This is a genomic window from Micromonospora sp. NPDC048040, from assembly GCF_055587185.1.
The window spans coordinates 67,060-86,245 of record NZ_JBVJGT010000020.1 but is presented as its reverse complement, the minus strand read 5'-3'; the positions used below and the strand labels follow the sequence as shown (position 1 = coordinate 86,245).

The window sequence follows — 19,186 nt, the reverse complement described above, 5'->3', positions numbered from 1 at the left end:
GTGCCCCCGCCGTATCCGGACATCACCGCGCCGCTGCGGGCGCAGGAGATCGAGGACGCCCTCGCCGACCTCGCCGCGAGCTTCCCCGCGCTGTGCACCCGGACGGTCTTCCCGACGGAGACGGCCGGCGGCCGGACGCACAGCTACGTCAGGATCGCCAACGGCAGCGGCCCGAACCGGCCGGCGGCGTTGGTCGTCGGCGGGGTGCACGCCCGCGAGTGGGCGCCGCCCGACGCGCTGGTCACCCTCGCCCGCAACCTGCTGGTGTCGTACACGTCGGGCACCGACGTCGTCTTTCCGGCGATGACCGTCACCCCGCTGGTCGGCGCCCCGGTCCGCTACCGCGCCTGGCGGATCCCGGCGGCCGACGTCAACGACATCGTCACGAAGCTCGACCTCTACATCCTGCCGCTGCTCAACCCCGACGGGCGGGAGCACGACCTGACCCACCTCAGCGAGCCGGGCTGGCGCAAGAACCGCAGCCCGCAGGCGGGCGGTGAGATCGGCGTCGACCTGAACCGCAACTTCGACATCATCTGGCGTTTCGAGGACTACTACGACGTGGCGCTCTACCGCGCCCGGTACGGTTCCGACCCGGCCTCCACGTCGCCAGCCGACGACACCTACCGCGGCCCGTCGGCGCATTCCGAGGTGGAGACCCGCCACCTGGAGTCCCTGCTGGACACCCTGCCGATCCACTACTACGCGGACGTGCACATGTTCGGCCGCAACATCCTCTACTCCTGGGGGCTCGAGGAGGACGGCGACGACCCGGCGATGCACTGGCGGGCGCCCGCCTTCGCCGGGACCCGGGACGGGCTGATCGCCGGGGATCCGGCGCTGCCAGCGGGCCGGACCGACTACAAGGAATACCTCCCCGACGACCCGCCGCACCGGATCCGCTCGCGGGCGCGGATGATCGCCACGGCGATGCACGACGGGATCCTCCGCTCGGCCGGGGTCGATCCCGCCGCGCCCGCCTCCACGACCCAGCGTGCCCACTCCGAGTACACGGTCGGGCAGAGCGCGTTCCTCTATCTTCCGGTCGGCGGCGGGCCGAACTCCGGGTGCAGCGACGACTACGCGTGCAGCCGGCAGTTCGCGCTGCCGAACCGGCAGCCGATCTTCGCCTACTGTCTCGAGGCGGGGCACGCCGAGGAGCAGGGCTTCCACTGCAACTACGCCGATCCGCCCGGCCACTTCCGCAAGATCAACCGGGAGATCCACGCGGCGGTGACGGCACTGCTCAAGGTGGCCGCCTCAGCCCCGCTGCCCGCCGCCGGCGGGGGCGGCGGCGGCGGACCCTGCCTGATCGCCACGGCCACGCTGGGCCGCCCCGATCATCCGGACGTGCGCTATCTGCGGCACCTGCGCGACGAGCGGCTGCGGGCCACGCCGCGCGGCGCGCGGGCGGCCGACGCGCTGGACCGGGTCTACTACAGCTTCAGCCCGGCCGTGGCCCGGCTGCTGCGGCGGCACCGCCGGGCGCGCACGGCCGTGCGGGTCGGGCTGATCCGACCGCTCGTCGCCGCCCTGCGCCTGCTCCTCGGGCCGGAGCGGGCGCCGATCCCGCGCCGGACCGCATCCGCCGGTAGCGCACCGCCGGGGCGGACCACGCCCGTAGACGGCGCACCGCCGGGGCGGGGCACGTCCGTAGGCGGGCCGCCGGGCGGGCGGCGCGGCGGCACCGGGCCGGGGGGTGGGCGCTGATGGCCGGGACCGCCGAGCAGCTCGCCGTCGAACTGGCCCGGCTGCTCGACCCGGTCACCGAGCGGCTGGCCGCCGGGCAACTGGTCGACCTCTTCGCCGAGCTGGGCCTGCCGCTGCCCGGCCCGGTCGCGGGCGCGCCCGGGGTGGTCGCCGCCGCCGGCACCGCCGGCACCGCCCTCGCCGCCCTCCCGCCGGCGGTCACCGCGCTGGTCGACGCGATCGCCGACGACGACAGCGCCGCGGTCGCCGCCGCCCTGGGCGACCTGCTGCCGCTGATCGTCGACGCCGTCGACGCCGTCCGGGCCCTGGCCGGCGCGGTGCAGTCCGCGTACGCCGGGGGCGGTGCGGTCAGCGCGCCGTTGGCCGCGATCCTCGCCGACCTGCCGCGACGCCTGGTCGACTGGACCGCCGCCAGCTACCTGTTGGACCGTCGGCCGGCGCTCGGCCGCGCCCTCGCCCTGTTCGGGCTGGTCGACAACGTCGCCGTGCCCGCCGACGGGGACCGGCCCGCCTACCTGCGGCGCGGGCTCCGGCTGGACCGCCTCGGGGTGCTGCTCGACGACCCGGCCGCCGCGCTGCGCCAGGTGTACGGCTGGGGCGAGCCCACCCTGGACGCCGCGCTGCTGCTCGCCCGGCTGCGCGACTGGCTGACCGCCGTCGGCGTGCCGGCGGTGGTGCTCGCCGGGCCCGGCGGCCGGCCCGAGCTGGCCGCGTTCCTGTTCCGGCTGCACGCCGTGGCGGGGCTGCCCCCGGGCACGCCCACCCCGCTGGAGCTGACCCTCGACGTGTTCGACTTCGGCGGGCTGGACATCCCCCTGCCGATCGGCGACGCCTGGGCGGTACGCCTGCGTGGCCAGGGCAGCCTCGACCTCGGCGCCGCCCTGCGCGTCGAACCGCCCGCCACGCTGCGCCCGCAGGCCCCCGCTCCCGGGGTCGCCGGGGAGCTGACCGTGTCGGTGGAGCGGCTGCCCGCCGGCCCCGGGCCGATGGTGCTCTTCGGCGAGGCCGACGGCACCCGGCTCACGGCCACCGCCGTCCGGGCCGCCGTCGGCGCCGCGTTCGCCGCCGACGGGGGCGGGGTGAGCGCCCGGCTGATCGTCGACGCCGAGGTCGCCGTGGGCCGCCTGGTGATCGCCTTCGGCGGCGCCGACGGCTTCCTGTCCAGCGTGCTGCCGGCCACCCTGGAGGTCGACTTCGACCTCGGGCTGCACTGGGACCCGGTGGACGGGCTGACCCTGCGCGGCGGCGCCGGCCTGGTGCTCGCCGTACCCCTGGCGGTGCGCCTGGGCCCGCTGCGCCTGGACCGGCTCGACCTGGCCCTGCGCCCCGGCGCGGCCGGCATCACCCTGGAGGTCCGCCTCACCGGCGGCATCGACCTCGGGCCGTTCGCGGCGAGCGTGGCCGGCATCGGCGTCGGCGCCGACCTGGCCGTCCGCGACGGCAACCTCGGCCCGGTCGACCTGACCTTCCGCTTCCTGCCGCCCACCGGGCTCGGCATGGTCGTGGACGCCGGGCCGGTCACCGGCGGCGGCTTCATCGGCTTCGACGAGCCGGCCGGCCGCTACTCGGGCGTCCTCGCGCTCAAGCTCGGCGTGGTCGGGGTGGAGGCGGTCGGCCTGCTCGACACCCGGCTGCCCGGCGGCGCGCCCGGCTACGCGCTGCTGATCCTGCTGCGGGCCAGCTTCCCGCCGATCCAGCTCGGCTTCGGCTTCGCACTCTCCTCCGTCGGCGGGCTGCTCGCGCTGAACCGGCAGACCGACGTGGACGCGCTGCGTGCCCGGATGGCCTCCGGCACCGTCGGGCGGATCCTGGCCCCGGAGGACCCGGTCCGCAACGCCCCGGTGCTCCTGGCCGACCTGGCCGCGGTCTTCCCGCCCACGCCCGGCGTGATCGTGGTCGGGCCGACGCTGCAACTGTCCTGGGCGGAGCTGGTCCGCTTCGACATCGGCGTGTTCATCGAGCTGCCCGGCCCGCGCAAGATCGTGATCCTCGGCTCGGCGCGCGCGGGGATCGAGAACCCGTCCGGCGGCCGGCCCTACCTGCAGATCCGGCTGGATATCCTGGGCGTGGTCGACTTCGCGCAGCAACTGGTCGCCTTCGACGCGGTCCTGATCGACAGCCACCTGCTGGAGATCCTCGAACTGACCGGCGGCGCGGCGTTCCGGCTCAGCTACGGCGCCGAGCCGTACGTGGTGCTGACCATCGGCGGCTTCCACCCGGCGTACAACCCGGCACCCCTGGTCTTCCCCGCCAGCCTGACCCGGATCGCCATGACCCGCGGCGAGCCCGACGACCTGCTCTACTTCCGCTTCGAGGGCTACTTCGCGGTCACCACGAACACGCTGCAGTTCGGCGCGGCCGTCGAGGTCGTCGTCAACCTGGGGCCGTTCAACATCCGGGGTTTCCTCGGCTTCGACGCGCTGATCCGGTTCCAGCCGTTCCACTTCGAGTTCGCCATCCACGCCTCGGTGCGGGTGCGCTGGCGCAGCCGCACCCTGGCCGGGTTGGACCTCACGGGCAGCATCTCCGGCCCCGGCCCGGTGGTCTTCCACGGCAGGGTCACCCTGGAGATCCTGTTCTTCGACATCACCTTCGAGGAGACCATCACCCTCGGCTCGTCCACGCCGCCGGCCGTCACGCCGGTCGCCTCGGCCGTGGCCGAGCTCGCCGGGGAACTCGCCGACCCGGCCAACCTGCGCAGCACCGGCGCGACCGATGCCGCCGTGGTCGTCGAGCCGGCCCGCACCGCCGCGCTGCCCGTGGTCTCGCCGCTGGGCCAGGCCGTCTGGACCCAGGAACGCGCCCCGCTGGACCTGCTGCTGCAACGCTTCGAGGGCGCGCCGCTGACCCGGCCGGAGACGGTCACCGCCACCGGCCCGCAGGTCACCGGCACCGAGGTCGACTGGTTCGCGCCGGGTGGTTTCGCCGACCTCACCGACGCCGACGCGCTGAACCGGCGCGCCTTCGAACGGCTCACCGCCGGCGTCCGCCTGGGCGGCGAGGGCGTCGACGCCGGACCGTCCACGCTGCTCACCGTCACCGTCAAGCAGATCCGGCTGCCCGCGCCGCCGGTGCTGGTCACCGCTACCGCGCTGCCCCGGTGGCTGCTCGCCGCGGCGGCCGGCCGCACCGGACGGCCCGAACGCGACCCGGTCGCCCCGGCGGTGGGCGTGCGGGACGAGACCTGGGCCGTGCACGGCGCCGGGGGCGCGGTGACCGCCGGGCTGTCCCAGGCGCAGGCGCACCAGCTGGCCACCGTGGGCGGCGTCGGGGCCGCCGTCGCGGCGACCGACCCCGTGCCGGCGATGAGCTTCTAGAGGGGCGGCGAGGATGGCCGACGAACAGCTCACCTTCCACGGATGGTCGCGGGAGCGGATCGCCGCGCTGGCCACCGGCGTGCAGGACGGGCGGCCCCGGGTCGAGACGGCCGTCACCCTCACCGGCACCGACGCCGCCGGCGCGACCACCACGGCCGCCACCGGCACGGTACGGTTCCTGCTCGCCGGCCCGGCCGACGTGGTCCGCCTCGCCCCCGGGGCGATAACCCGCCGCTACCCGACGCCCGGCGCCGTCGACCACGAGTCGGACCGCTGCCCGCACGTGGAGTTCGCCGACGCGACCCTGCCGTGGCGGTACACCCCGGCGCCCCGCCCGGCCGCCGGCACCGGCGCGCAGCACCCCTGGCTGGTGCTGGTCGTCGGGCTGGACGGCGACGAGCTGACCCTCGCCGGGGACCAGGTGACGCTCAGCCCGGCCGTGCAGGCGCTGCACCCGCTGGGCACCGGCGCGACGGCGTACCGGTGGGCGCACCTGCAGGTGGACAGCGCCGGGAGGCGGATCGCCCGGCTGCTCTCCGGGCGGTCCCTCGCCCCGGGCACCGACTACGTCGCGGCGCTGGTGCCGGCGTACGACCCGGCGGGGCAGCCGCGGTGGACGGGCACCGGCCCGGCCACCGTGCCCTGCTACGACACCTGGCGGTTCCGCACCGCCACCCCGGCGGGGAGCTTCGAGGACCTGGCCGCCGCGCTGCGCCCCGGCGCCGCCGAGCCGGAGACCGGCCGGGCGCCGCTGGACTACCCTCGGGTGCCCACCGCCGGCGACCTGGCGGTACGCGGCGCGCTCGCCCCGCTCGGCGGCACCGACGCGGCGCTGCCCGGCGAGGTCCACGACGACCTGGACGCGCTGCGCACCCCGGCGCGGGACGACCAGGGCCGGCCGATCGTCGGGCTGCCCCGCTACGGCGAGGCGTGGCGGGCCGGTGCCCCGGAGGAGACCACCTGGGGCGGCAGCCTGAACACCGACCCCCGGGACCGGGGGGTGGCCGGGCTCGGGCTGGAGCTGGGCATCCGCCTCCAGGAGGAACTGGCCGCCGAGGCCCGCGCCCACCAGGGCGCGCTCGCCGAGGCACGACAGCGGATCCGGGACCTGGTGCTCGGCCTGCACGCCGCGGGCGGGCTGTGGCGGCGGCGGACGCCCGCCGACGCGTACGAGCGGCTCTGGCTGCTCGGGCCGGCGCTGGGCCGCGTGGTCACCCCGGACGGGACGGTGGCCGCGCTCGCCACCGCCGCGGACCGGCCGCTGCCGGCGGGGCTGTTCTCCGGCGCGGCCCGGCGGATCCTGCGCGCCGGGCCGGCGCGCACCGCGCTGACCGCCGCCGGCGCGGTGCCGGCGGGCGAGGTGCTCAAGGCCGCCAACCGGTGCCCCCGCCCGCCGCGCCCGAGCGCCGACGGACTCCCGCTGGAGGACCTCGGCATCGACCTCGACGACCTGGAGGAACGCCGACGTCGGGCGGCGGAGACCGGGGAGGTGGACCTGCACGCCGCCGCCGGGCGGGCGAAGGAGTTGGCCGAGGCCGCCCACCCGAAGCTGCGCGACCTGGCGCACGCGGTGGCGGAGCGGCTCGCCCGGGCGGCGCACGCCGGGTCACCGGCGCCGTGGGCCGAGGCCCTCGCCCTGCTGGCCGCCGCCGCGACCGTCGACGACCGCGCCGAGCGGGAGCTGGAGCGGCTCGCCGCCGCCCTGCAGGAGCTGCTGGAACGCTGGCCGAAGCCGGCCGGCGAGGACGACCTGCCGGCGCTGCTGGACGGGCTGGCCGAGCCGGAGCCGGTGGAGCCGCCGTGCCGCCCGGTCGACCTGGACGCTCTGGCCGCCGGGGTGGCCGCCGCGTTCGACCCGACCGGCCCCGGCGCCGCCGCCCGGGTACGGGTGCTGTCCACCATCGACGGCCTGGACCCGGCGCAGCCGCTCGCCCCGCCGGAGGTCTGCGTCGGGCTGGACCGACCGGTCTGGGCCGACCTGCGCGACGCCTTCGACGAGTGGCTGCTGCCCGGGGTGGGCGCGCTGCCGGAGAACTCGGTGATCGCCGTGGAGACCAACCCCCGCTTCGTCGACGCCCTGCTGACCGGGCTGAACACCCAGCTCCTCGGCGAGCTGCGGTGGCGCAACATCCCGGTGGCGACCGGCTGCACCCCGCTGCGGGTGTTCTGGAGCCGGGCCGACACCGGCACCGGCGCCCGCGTCGACGACATCACCGGCATCGGGAACTGGCCGGACGACAGCGGCCTGGGCACCCCGGCGCACCGCCCGGCCGGCGCCTCGGGCCGGGACCTGGTCGTGGTAATCAAGGGGCGGCTGTTCCTCCGCTATCCGGCCACCGTGGTCTACCTGGTCACCGCCGAGCACTCCGGCACGGTCGACTTCGGGCAGGACCCGCCGGCCGGGGCGGTCCGGGTGCTGCCCAGCTTCCAGGGGCGGATCGGCACCGACGTGACCTTCTTCGGCTTCCAGGGGTTCGACCCGGCGGACGTGCTGCGGCACTGGCTGGTCTTCGAGGAACCGCCGGCCGGCTACCGCTTCGCCAACGACGCCTCGACCTCCCCGGTGCCGGAGACCTGGGCGCGGACCAGCTTCGCCCGCCCGGTGCGCGTGCTCATCCGCGGCGACCACCTCGACCCGGAAGGACCGTGATGGCGGAACCAGTCGTCGGCGTGCTGCTGCCGGTGCGGATCGAGACCCGGTTCTCCCCCGGCCTGCTGCGCCTGCTGGTGGTGCCGGACGAGCCCTGGTTCGCCCGGCACGACCCGCGGGTGTCGCCGGGCGAGGTCGACGCGGTGCGGCGTTATCTCGACGCCGGGGGCGGCGAGGTGGCCTGGCGCGAGCTGACCGTCCACGTCGGCGGGGCACGGGCGGTCTGGCTGGTCCGGACGCTGGCCGTCACCGCCCCCGACGGCACCACCGCGCTGCGGCCGGTCGGCGCGGGCGAACTGCGCACCGAGCCCGCCTTCCCCCGGATCGAGGAGTTCCCGGACACGCTGCACGTGTGGCTGGCCCGCGGCGGCGGCCCGCCGGCGCAGGTGTTGACCCTCACCGTCGACCGGGGCCGGCTCGCGGTCGACTTCCCCGACCCGGACGCACCGGCGGAGCGGCGGTGGTGGGAGAACTGGGACGAGGCCGTCGAGGCGGGCCTGGCCGGGAAGGTGCCGCTGGACGGCGACCCGTCCGACATCGACGCGCTCTACGTCACCGGTCTCGGCGACGGCGACCCGGGCGCGCTGTTCGGCAGCCACCGCGACGAGGGACGGCTGTCCCTGCTGGCCCACGGCTCGGCGACGAACACGGTGGACGGGGCGCCCGCCGCGCCCGTCACCGGGGACGCGGCGGCCTGGTGGGGGGTGCTCACCGGTGCGCCCACCGACACCGACCGGCTGGTCTCCGCCACGCTCACCGGCGACCCGGGGCTGCTCGGCGCCCTGCCCGGCACGTCGGAGCCGCACCGGCGCTGGGCGGGCGCGGCGGTGGCCGGGCTCTGGCCGGCGCTATGGGGTTTCGCCGGGGCGGACGTGTGGGCGCTGCCGACCGGCGCCGCCGCCGAGTGGGCGCCCGGCGCGTTGCTGCCCGAGGGGCCGTTCCCGACGCTGCGCGTCGGCCCCCAGCCCTACGGGCTGCTGCCGGCCACGGTGCTGCGCCGGTGGGTGCCCGAGCCGAAGGACCCGCCGGTCGAGGCGGGCCTGGTCGAGCCGCTGTCCCACCTGCGCGCCGAGTACGCCGCCGCCGCCGAGCAGCGGGGCACAGTGGTCGGGGCGTCCACCGAGGAGCTGCTCGACCTGATCGGTCAGGTGCCGACCTCGCCGCTGTTCCGGCACCGCAGGGCCTGGCCGCTGGAGCTGTGGTGGCTGGTGCTGCTCCTGCTCGGCTACGGCGCATCCTGGTCCGACCTGGACACCGCCTGGCGGCGCCGGCATCCCGACGCCGAGCGGCTGGGCCTGGCGCCGCAGCGCCGCTACGGGGCCACGGGCGCGCCCCGCCGGCTGGAGATCCCGCTCGTGACGCCGGACGGCCTGCCCGCCGGTACCGGCGTCGCCGACGTGCTGAAGCGGCTGGTGGAGGTCGCGGAGGAGCAGCCGTGGGCGTACGCGAACCGCGCGATCCTGGAGAAGGAGCTGCTCAGGGAGTACCCGCTGGACAGCCTGCTGCTGCGGCTCGCCGTCCGGTCGTTGCAGGTGGCGATCGGCGACGTGGGGCGGGCGCTGGCCGGCGAGGCCCCGCCCGGCCCGGAGCCGGTGGCCCGGGACGCCGCCACCGCCGGCCGGCTCCAGGGCTGGATCGCCAACACCCCCGTCGCCGCGCTGCACGGGCCCACCCCGCAGGCCCGCGCCTACGAGCGGGTGGTCGACGGGCTGCTCGCGCTCGGCGAGATCGAGCCGCCCCGGTTGGAACGGCTGCTGCGCGCCACCGTGGACACCGCCGCGTACCGGGTCGACCCGTGGTTGCTGGGGCCGCCCACCCGGCGGCTGCACGACCTGGTGGAACAGCAGGCGGCCAAGCCCCGGCTCGGGGCGTACGGCTGGGTGGACCGGCCCCGGCCGGGCGCCCCGGGGCCCACGGCCGCCGGTCTGATCCACGCGCCGTCGGCCGGGCAGGGTCTCGCCGCCACGGTGCTGAGGGACAGGGCGGTCAGCGACCCGTCGCCCCGCTGGGACCTGGACCTCACGTCCCGGTCGGTCCGCGACGCCGACCGGATCGCCGAACACGTCCGGGTCGGCGCGCACCTGGCCGAGGCGCTCGGCCGCGAGGTGGAGCGGGTGGTGGGCACGCCGGCCGACGTGGAGCGGCTGCGCCGGGACTTCCCCGTCCGCACCGAGCACGCCGGGCGGCGGGTCTGCGACGGGCTGGCCGTGCTGGCCGCCCCGCCGGGCGACCTCGGGTTGGACCCGGCCCGCCTGGCCGACCTGGACCGGCTGCGCGTCGCCATGGACGCCTACGGGGACCTGCTGGTCGCCGAGGCCGTGCACCACGTCACCGAGGGCCGGGCCGAGGTGGCCGGGGCGGCGCTCGACGCCGCCGCCGGGTTGACCCGCCCGCCGCGGCTGGGGCTGCTGCGCACCCCCCGGGAGGGGCGGGCGGTGGGCACCGGCGTGGTCGTCGTCCTTCCGCACGTCGCCGACACGGCACTGCCGGCCGACCCGACCGACCGGGCCACCCTCGCCCCGGCGGCCCTGGCCGACCCGGCGACCGCCGCGTTCCTGGCCACCCAGGTCGGCCCCGACTGGACGTTCGAGGTCGCCGCCGGTGGGCTCGTCGCCACCGTCACCCTCGACGGGTTGGGGCTCGGACCGGCGGACGCGCTGGCCCTGGCGCGTACCGACCTGGAGCGCCTCGCCGTTGCCGCCGGCGCCGCCGCGCTCGGCGCGGAGCCGGCGACGGCCACGCTGACCGGCGGCGACGGCGTCGCCCGCTACGAGGCCGCGGCGCGGCTGGTCGCCCTGATCGGGCGCCACCCGGCCGACCCGGACGCGACGGCCGAGCGGCCGGACTCCGCCGACCCGCCCGCCGCCGCGCACGCCGACCTGCTGGCCCGGTACGCCCGGGTCCGGGACACGGCGGCGGCCCTGGCCGCCCGGCTCGCCACCGAGCTGGCGCTGACCACGGGCGACGGGGGCATCGGCGGCGCCGACCCGGCGGTGCTGACCCGCCTGGTCACCGCCGCCCGCGCCTGGGGCCTCGCCCCCGACCCGGCGCCGACGGAGGCGGCGTCGGGCGCGGAGGCCGCGCAGCGGCGGCTGGTGGCGCAGGCCGTCCGGGTGCGGGAGCTGCTCGACGCGCGGCTCGACGCCGCCGCCGACACCGCGCCGACCGGCCCGGGGTCAGCCTCCCCGGCGGCGGAGCTGACGCGCGACGACCTGGTCGGGCAGCTCGCCGCGCTGGTCAGCCCGACCGGCCAGCTCGCGGTGACCGCCCGGCTGCCCCGCTCGGCGCTGCCCGCGATGACCGGCGACGGGACGCTCGACGCGGACTGGTTGCCGGTGGTCGCCGCCGTCCGGGAGCCGCTGGCCAGGCTGGAGGCGCACCAGCTCGCCGACGGCACGCCCGCCGCCGCCGGGCCGGCCCTGACCGGCTGGAGCAACAAGGCCGGCGACCCGTGGCAGAGCGGCGGCCCCGACGGGCGACGGCTGGTCGTCGCGTACGCCGACCCGACGCTGGACCTCACCGCCACGCCGCCGGGGGCGCCGGTCGCGGTGGCCGTGCTCGACCGGTTCACCGAGGTGGTCCCGGAGGCGACGCAGGCCACGGCGGCGACCTTCGGCTTCGACGCCCCGGCCGCCCGGGCGCCGCAGGCGATCCTGCTCGCCGTGCCGCCGGACCTGTCGCGGCCACTCGACCCCGAAACCCTGGTGGAACTCCTCGCCGACGTCCGCGAGCTGGCCCGGGCCCGGGTCGCCCGGCCGGCCGACCTCACCCCCGGCCTGCGCGGGCTGCTGCCGGCCGGGCTGCTGCCCGCCGACGGACCCACGGGGGTCCCGCTCGATGCGACCCGGAGGTGAACCGGCGATGGCGCTGGTCTTCGACACGGTACGACGGTTGGAGGCGGACCAGGCCGGGTCGGACCTGACCCGCGGCTTCGCCGCCGAGGTCGCCGACCCGGCCTGGCTGCTCGGCCGGCAGTGGCAGCTCGGCGAGCACCAGGGCGAGGACGCGTCCTCCCCGGTGCGGGTCAGCTACCGGGCCCGGCTCACTCCCGTCGACCCGCTGGGCGGGCAGCCACACCTGGACCCGCGCACCACCCCCGCCGAGGCGATCGTCGAGTCCGAGCCGGGTGACTGGTGGACCCCCGGCCGGCGGATCGCGGCCGGCCGGGCGGTCGCGACGGCGGCCGGGACGGCCGGGACGCCCCTGCCGGCCGACCCGACCCTGCTGCTCGCGGCGCTGCCCGTGCCGTACGACGTGCTGGACGGCACCGGCGTGGACGGCCGCGAGCTGTGGCGGCGGCGCGGCGAACTGGGCCTGCCCGAGGCGTGGTTCGCCGGGCTGCGCCCGCCGGAGCCGGAGCCGGTGGACCTGTGGGATCCGGCGGAGCTGGCCTACGACGCCGACTTCACCGCCGACGGGGTGACCCTGGCGCTGCGCCGGCACGACGGCGGCGACCTCGACTGGTACGCGGTGGACGCCGACCGCCCGCTGCCCGACCCGCCCGTGCCGGTCGACGCGGCGACCACCGTGCCCCGGCGGGTCCGCTACCCGGGCGCGCCGCTGCCCCGATGGTGGCAGATCGAGGACGCCGCGGTGGACGTCGGCGGCTACCCGCCGGACCGCTCCCACCTGGCGACGCTGCTGCTGATCGACCTGATCGTCAACCACTCCGACGACTGGTTCGCCTTCGCGGTGCCCGGTCTGGCCGGGCACGTGGTCACCCTGGACGAGGTGGTGGTGCACGACTCGTTCGGCGAGGACTGGCCGGTGACGCCGCCCGCCGGCTGGAGCCTCTTCGCCACCGACGGGCTGGACAGCCGTTCCCTGGTGGTCTGGGCCACGGCGGCCACACCGCTGGCCGGTCCGGTGCTCGACGAGGTGGTGATCGGCACCGACGAGGACGCCAACCTGGTCTGGGCGGTGGAGCAGCGGCTGCGCGGGCGCGGGGTGCTCGGCGACGAGGAGGCCCCGGCCGAGCCCCCGGCCCACCTGGACGCCTCCGGCCGGCCCGGGTTCGCGTACCGGCCGATGACGAGGGTGCCCCGGCACTGGCACCCGTACGTGGTGGAGGAGGTCGCCGGCCGGCGCCGGTACGTGCAGGGGCGCGGGGTGGACCTGTCCGGGCCCACGGCGGTGCTGCTGCCCGAGGCGGAGAGTGACCTGCTGGTCGATCCGGCCGCCGGCGGGACGCACCCCACCCACCAGCTCGAACCGGCGGCGGTGCCGGCCGACGGCGTACGGGTGGAGCGGCGGGCGGTGCTGGCCCGGGCCACCGACGGCAGGCCGGTGCTGTGGACCCAGCGGCGCCGGCAGCCGCTGCTCACCCCGCCGTCCCTGGGGCTGCGCTTCGACGCGCTGGAGCCGGTGCCGCCGGAGGTGGTGGCATGAGCCCGTCGTGACTCCACAGGGGAGGGTGCGGGGCACCGCGGGTCGCCGGTTTGTGCCACCCTGGGGGTGACTGCCCGGGTCACCGGAGGTGATGGCCACGTTACGTCTGCGCGAACTCGTCGCCGTGCCCGAGGCCGCGCCGGTGACCCTCCATGTCGCCGCGGGCGCCTCGGCCGCGCTGGTGGCCGACCCGCCGGTCGGCACCGCCGTCGCCCGGGTGGTGGCCGGGCTGGCCGCGCCGGTCGCCGGTCAGGTCCTGGTCGGCGGTCGGGACGTCACCGGGATGCCACCGCCGCGCCGCCGGATCGCCTACGTCCCGGCCGGCGGCGCGCTGCTGCCCCACCTGACCGTGCGCCGCAACATCGCCTACGGCCAGCGCCGGCGGGAGCGGGTGCGGGAGGTCGCCGACGACTGGACGGCGACGGTGGTCGACCGGCTGGAGCTGGCGCCGACTCTGGAGCTGCGACCGCACCTGCTGTCGGAGGCGCAACGGTTCCGGGTCGCGCTGGCCCGGGCGGTGGCCTGCCTGCCCGAGGTGCTGGTGATCGACCTGCCGACCGGGCCGGCCGGCGGCGGGCGGCTCACCGACCTGGTCGGGCGGCTGTCGCCGCCGGACACCGCCGGGGCGGCCGTGCTGGTGTGCACCCGCGATCCGGATGCGCTGGCCGACGTGCCGGTCGCCGCCGAGGTGGTCGCGTGACCGCACCGGGGCGGCTGCGCCGCCGTGCCCTGCTGCGGGCCGCCGCGGCGGCGGGCGCGACCGCCGTCGCCGGCTGCTCCCGGGCGGAGCCGTCGGTCCAGGTCGCGGTGGTGTGGAGCGGCGGGGAGCTGGCCCGGTTCCGCGAGGTGGTGGCCGGCTACGACGCCGGCGTGCAGGTGATCAGCGCCGGCAACGACATCGACGCGTTCCTGCGCGCCCGCCAGCTCGCCGGCACCAGCCCCGACGTGGCGATCCTGCCCAGGTCGGGGCTGGTCGTGGAGTACGCCCGGCGCGGCTGGCTGCGCGAGCTCACCCCGTCCGCCAGCTACGCCCTCCCGCCCGGCATGGCCGACCTGCTCTCCGCCGACGGGCGGCGCTACGGCGTCTGGGTGAAGGCGGCCCACAAGTCGCTGTTCTGGTACTTCCCGTCGATGCTCCCCGAGCCGCCGCGCACGTGGGACCAGCTCGTCACGCTCACCCGGCGGCTCGGCGCGCGCGCCCGGGCCGGCGACGGCCCCGCCCCGCTGGCCGTCGGCGCGGCCGACGGCTGGGTGCTCACCGACTGGTTCGAGAACGTCCTGGCCGACGTGGCTCCGCCCGGCTTCTACGAGGCGCTGGCCCACGGTGAGGCCGACTGGCGGGCCCGGCCGGTGCAGGTCGCGCTGGACCGGCTCGCCGAGCTGTGGCGCGTCGACGGCGCGTTCCCCGGCGGCGGGCGCCGCGCCCTGCTCACCCAGTACGAGGAGTCGGTGATCCAGGTGGTGTACCACCGGCGGGCCACGATGCTCTTCGAGGCCGACTTCGTCGACGACGTCGCCAGCCGGTTCCGCCGGGGTCCGGAGCGGCCGGAGACGTTCCGGTTCCCCGGCGCCCGGCTGGCCGACAAACCGCTGATCGTCGGCGGCGACGCGGCGGTGGCCTTCGCCGGCTCGGCCCGCGGCGCGGAGCTGGTGCGCTGGCTCAGCGGCGGGACGGCGTTCGAGCCGTGGCTGCGCGCCGGCGGCTACCTCTCCCCCAACGTGTCCGTGCCGCTGGCGGACTACCACGACGCCGTGCGCCGCCGCCTCGCCGCCGAGCTGCGCACGGCCGAGGTGGTGCGCTTCGACCTCTCCGACCGGCTGCCCGGCCCGTTCACCGGCTCCGACGGGGTGGGCATCTGGCGGATCATGCAGGACTTCTTCGCCGACGTCACCGATGGGGTCGCCGTCGGCGAGGCGGTCCGGCGGGCGACCGGTCAACTGGCCACGGCGGCCCGCTCCGCGGGGAGGGGCCGATGAGCCGGGTGCTGGGCGAGCCCGCGGTCCTCGACGACGTCGGGCCGCCCCGGCGCGGGCGGGCCTACCCCGCGGCGGGAGCCACCTCGACGCTGCTGCTGCCCGCCCTGCTGCTGCTCGGCGGGCTGGTGGCGTGGCCGGTGCTGCGTACGCTGCACGCCAGCGTCACCACCGACGGCCGGTGGGTCGGCGCGGAGCACTACCGCACGGCGCTGGCCGCGCCCGGCACCGGCGCGGTGGTGGGTCGCACGGTGCTCTGGGCGCTGGTCGTGCCGGCCGTGGTGACCGTCCTGGGCTACCTGCTCGCCGCCGCCTCCCGCCGTTCGCAGGAGGGCGGGCTGGTCCGGCTGATCCTGGTGGTGCCGACCGCGCTGCCGCTGGTAGTCACCGGCGTCACGTTCCGGCTCATGTACGACCCGGATCCGGAGCGCGGGCTGGCCACCCTGGTCGCCGCGAGGCTGACCGGCCGGTCGGCGGCGGACGCGCCGCACCTGCTCGGCCCCGGCCTGGTCACGGTGGCGCTGATGTCGGCGTTCGTGTGGGCCTGGGTCGGGCTGGCCGTGCTGGTGTTCCGGGCCGCCCTCGACGCGGTGCCGCCGAGCCTCGCCGACGCGGTCCGCGCGTACGGCGGCAACCGCCGCGACGTGCTCTGGGACGCCCAGTGGCGACCGCTGCTGCTGCGTACGGTCGCGGTGGTCTTCACCCTGGTGGCGCTCGGCACCACCCGCACGTTCGACCTGATCCTGGTGCTGGCGCCCGGCTCGGTGCGCGACGAGGCGTCGGTGCTGGCGCTGCGGGTCTGGCAGACCTCCAACGGCGCCACCACCGGCGAGGGCGCCGCGCTCGGCGTCGTCTGGCTGGTGGCGGTGGCCGCCGGGGTGCTGGTCGCGGCGCTGTTCGTGCGGCAGGCCTGGCCTCCGCCCCGGGATCCGGCGCCCGTCGGGCCCGACCCGGCGGCGCCGGCACCACGCCGGTCGATCCGGCTGCTGGTCGCGGGCGCGGCGGCCGCCTGGCTGGTGCCGCTCGGGGTGCTGCTCGCCACCTCGCTGCACGGAACGGTGGACGCCGCGGGTGAGGGCTGGTGGTCGAGACCGCCGAGCCTCGCCTCCTACCGGGAACTGCTCACCGGCGTCGAGCTGTGGCGCACGCTGGGCTTCACGCTGGTGCTGGCGACGGTGGTGACCGCCGCGGTGCTGGGCGTCGCGCTGCTCGCCGCATATCCCCTCGCCTGGCTGACGGGGCCGGCCGCCCAGGGCACGGGCCTGCTGCTGATGGCCGCCAGCATCGTGCCGGTGCAGGTGATCGCGGGCCCCGTCAACGAGGTGCTCGGGGTGGCGCTGTCCTCGGGCACGGCGCGCGGCCTGGCGCTGGTGCACGTCGCGTTGGGCGTGCCGTTCGCCGTGCTGGTGCTGCGCAACGCCTTCGCCGACCTGCCCGCCGAGCAGGTGCGGGCGGCCCGGGTGGGCGGGCGGCACTGGTGGGGCACGCTGCGGCTGCTCGCCCGGCACAACCGCCCGGCCGTCGTCGCCGTCGCCGTGCTGGAGTTCGTGCAGGTGTGGAACGACCTGGTGGTGGGCCTGCTGTTCAGCGGCCCGGGCGCGGTGCCGCTGGGGCTGTTCCTCGCCGGCCAGACCCGCGGCTTCGTCGCCAACAGCGGCGCGCTCGCCGCCGGCTCGGTGATCGCCTCGATCCTGCCGGTGCTGCTGGTGGTGTTGGCCCGCCGCCAGCTCGTCGCCGGCCTGGTCGCCGGGGGCGTCCGGTGAGCGGGCAGGGGCCTGCCGGCCGCTCCCGCCGGGCGCGCCGGCTGAGCCTGCTGCTGGCAGTCGGCGGCGTGGTCGGCGGGACGGTCAGCGCGGTGCTCGGCAACGTCACGGGCAACCTGCTCTCCGAGCTGTCGGTCGCCCAGCTCGGTTCCGCGAGCGCCGGGGTGATCGTGCTCGGCCTCGCCGCCGCCGTGATCGTGGAGTGGCGGCGCCAGCGTCAGCAGGCCGCGACGCAGGACGACCCCGACACCCCGCCCGCCGTCGGCGCGCCCACCCTGCCCTGGCCGGCGGGGTTCACCGGGCGGGCCGGGCACGTCGACGCGATCATCGACCTGCTGGCGAAGGAGCACGCGGTGGCGGTGGTCGGCCGGCGGGCCGTCGGCACCTCGTCCTGCGCGATCCAGGCCGCCAACCTGTGCCGGGAGGACTTCCCCGACGGCCAGTACTACCTGGACCTGCGGCGGGGCGGCCGGCCGCACGGCCCGCGGCAGGTGCTCACCGCGCTGGCCCGGATCCTGGGCACCCGGCCGCCGGCGTCGGGCCACGCCGACGACCTCGCCGACGCCGCCGACGAGCTGAGCGGGCAGCTCGACGGCCGACAGATCCTGGTCGTGCTGGACAACGTGGACGACCCCGGCCAGGTCCGGCCGCTGCTGCCGCCGACCGCGCGGGCCTGCCGACTGCTGCTGGTCGGCACGCCCGCGCTCGACGCCCTGGAGGGGGTGGTGGCGCACGGTCTCGCCGAGCCGGACGCCGACGACGCGGTCGAGCTCTTCGCCGCCGCGGGCGCCGCCGCGCCCGTCGCCCGACCGCACCGCCCGGATCCGCGCACCGACCCGGCCGTACGCGTCCTCGTCGAGCTGTGCGGCCGGCAGCCCCGCACGGTGGCGGAGCTGGGTCGGCGTACGGCGCAGCACGGCTGGCGGCACGCCGACGTGCTCGACGCGCTGCGCCGCGCCGTCGACACGCCCCCGCACCAGCACGTCGCCGCGTCCCCGGCGACCCTGCTGGTGACCGGGCGGGACACCGCGTACCACGCGCTGGGCGGCGAGGCGCGGAGGTTGTGGCGGCTGATGTCGCTCAGCCCGGTGCCGCTGGACCGGCCGACGATCGCGGCGCTCGCCGGCCGCCGCCCGGACCGGGTGGCCGCGCTGCTGCACGAGCTGGCCACCGGCGGGTTCGTGACCGGCGCGCCCGGCGACCGCTACGAGGTGCGCCCGCTGCTGGGCCCGTACGCCCGGATGCACCTGCGCGACGCGGAGCCGGCGCGGCGGCGGGTGGCCGCGCAGGCCCGGCTCACCCGGCACCTGGCCCGCTGCGCCGAGCGGCACGCCACGAGCCTCGCGGTGGCCGGCTCGCCGCCGGACCGGGAGCCGACGCTGGCCCTGGACGACGACCCGTACGGCTGGTTCGACCTGCACCAGGAGCTGCTGCTGGCGGTGGTGAAGGTGCCGGCGGGCGCGGCGGAGACGCTGCCGCGGCGGGTGCGCCGCTGGTGGTTCCGGCTGGCGGTGGCGCTGTGCGGATGGCTCGCCCACGCGGAGCGGCTCGGCGAGTGGGAGGAGGTGTGCCGCACGGTGCTGGCCACGCCCACCGCCGACGACCGGCCGGAGATCGCCGGCTGGGCGCACAACGAGCTGGGGGTGCTGCGCCGCCGGCGGGGCGACCCGCAGGGGGCGGCGACGGCGCTCAGCCTGGCGGTGGCGGAGCGGGGCCGGCGCGGCACCGCGCAGGCGCGGATGAACCTCGGCCTGGTGCTGCTGGACCTGGGGCAGCTCGACGACGCCGTGGAGCACCTGGAGCTGTCCCGGCGGCACCGCTCCGGCGCGGACCGGGCCGGGCACGCGCTGACCGACCTCGGGATGGGTGCCGCCCGGCTGGCGCGGGGCGAGCTGGAGACCGCGCACCACCACCTGGTGCGGGCGGCGAACGCCTTCCGCGCGCTCGGCGACGCCCGGGGCTACGCGGCGGCGCTGACCAACCTGGTGCTCGTGCACGCCGGGCTCGGCGAGCACCTCGACGCGGCGCAGTCGTGGCGGGCGGCGCTGCGGGAGTACGAGTCCGTGGCGGACCCGACCAACCGGGCCGCCGCGCTGCTCAACGCGGGAGCGGCGCTGCTGGCCTCCGCTCCCGGCCAGGCACGGCAGGCGTACGAGCTGCTGGCGGAGAGCCGGCGGCTACGCGACGGGCGGCCGACGGCGGGGCTGGGGCGGACGCTGCTGCACCTGGGCGACGCGGCGGCGGCCCTCGGCGACGCCGCCGAGGCGCGGCGGCACTGGCTGGACGCCGCCACGGTGTGCGAGGAGGCGCGGGACGCCGACGGTCAGGCCGCGGCGGACGCGCGCCTGGTGGGCAGCAACGCGCCCGCCGACGAGCCGGCCTGA

9 protein-coding genes are annotated in these 19,186 nt (G+C 77.7%); all 9 read left to right on the top strand.

Annotated features, from left to right (window positions below; genetic code table 11):
• On the top strand, positions 1 to 1,710 hold the full coding sequence (locus tag ACZ6O2_RS20250) for a M14 family zinc carboxypeptidase (RefSeq protein WP_466023897.1): 1,710 nt from the start codon (positions 1 to 3) through the stop codon (positions 1,708 to 1,710).
• The gene (locus tag ACZ6O2_RS20245; RefSeq protein ID WP_466023896.1) at positions 1,710 to 5,027 is read left to right on the top strand and encodes a DUF6603 domain-containing protein; all 3,318 of its coding nucleotides are present in this window, start codon (positions 1,710 to 1,712) and stop codon (positions 5,025 to 5,027) included. The genes ACZ6O2_RS20250 and ACZ6O2_RS20245 overlap by 1 nt, the downstream gene beginning before the upstream one ends.
• Before the next feature lie 13 nt (positions 5,028 to 5,040).
• Positions 5,041 to 7,677, top strand: coding sequence for a hypothetical protein (locus tag ACZ6O2_RS20240; RefSeq protein ID WP_466023895.1), 2,637 nt, complete (start codon positions 5,041 to 5,043; stop codon positions 7,675 to 7,677).
• Complete coding sequence (locus ACZ6O2_RS20235) at positions 7,677 to 11,531, top strand: hypothetical protein (protein ID WP_466023894.1); 3,855 nt, start codon at positions 7,677 to 7,679, stop codon at positions 11,529 to 11,531. The genes ACZ6O2_RS20240 and ACZ6O2_RS20235 overlap by 1 nt, the downstream gene beginning before the upstream one ends.
• Before the next feature lie 7 nt (positions 11,532 to 11,538).
• Positions 11,539 to 13,065 carry a hypothetical protein gene (locus ACZ6O2_RS20230; protein WP_466023893.1) on the top strand — a complete coding sequence of 509 codons (1,527 nt, stop codon included), beginning with the start codon at positions 11,539 to 11,541 and terminating at the stop codon, positions 13,063 to 13,065.
• Between the two features lie 91 nt (positions 13,066 to 13,156).
• Positions 13,157 to 13,765, top strand: coding sequence for an ATP-binding cassette domain-containing protein (locus ACZ6O2_RS20225; RefSeq protein WP_466023892.1), 609 nt, complete (start codon positions 13,157 to 13,159; stop codon positions 13,763 to 13,765).
• Complete coding sequence (locus tag ACZ6O2_RS20220; RefSeq protein WP_466023891.1) at positions 13,762 to 15,042, top strand: extracellular solute-binding protein; 1,281 nt, start codon at positions 13,762 to 13,764, stop codon at positions 15,040 to 15,042. The genes ACZ6O2_RS20225 and ACZ6O2_RS20220 overlap by 4 nt, the downstream gene beginning before the upstream one ends.
• Complete coding sequence (locus tag ACZ6O2_RS20215; RefSeq protein ID WP_466023890.1) at positions 15,039 to 16,802, top strand: ABC transporter permease; 1,764 nt, start codon at positions 15,039 to 15,041, stop codon at positions 16,800 to 16,802. The genes ACZ6O2_RS20220 and ACZ6O2_RS20215 overlap by 4 nt, the downstream gene beginning before the upstream one ends.
• Positions 16,799 to 19,186: a hypothetical protein gene (locus tag ACZ6O2_RS20210; protein ID WP_466023889.1), complete on the top strand. Its 2,388-nt coding sequence runs from the start codon at positions 16,799 to 16,801 to the stop codon at positions 19,184 to 19,186. The genes ACZ6O2_RS20215 and ACZ6O2_RS20210 overlap by 4 nt, the downstream gene beginning before the upstream one ends.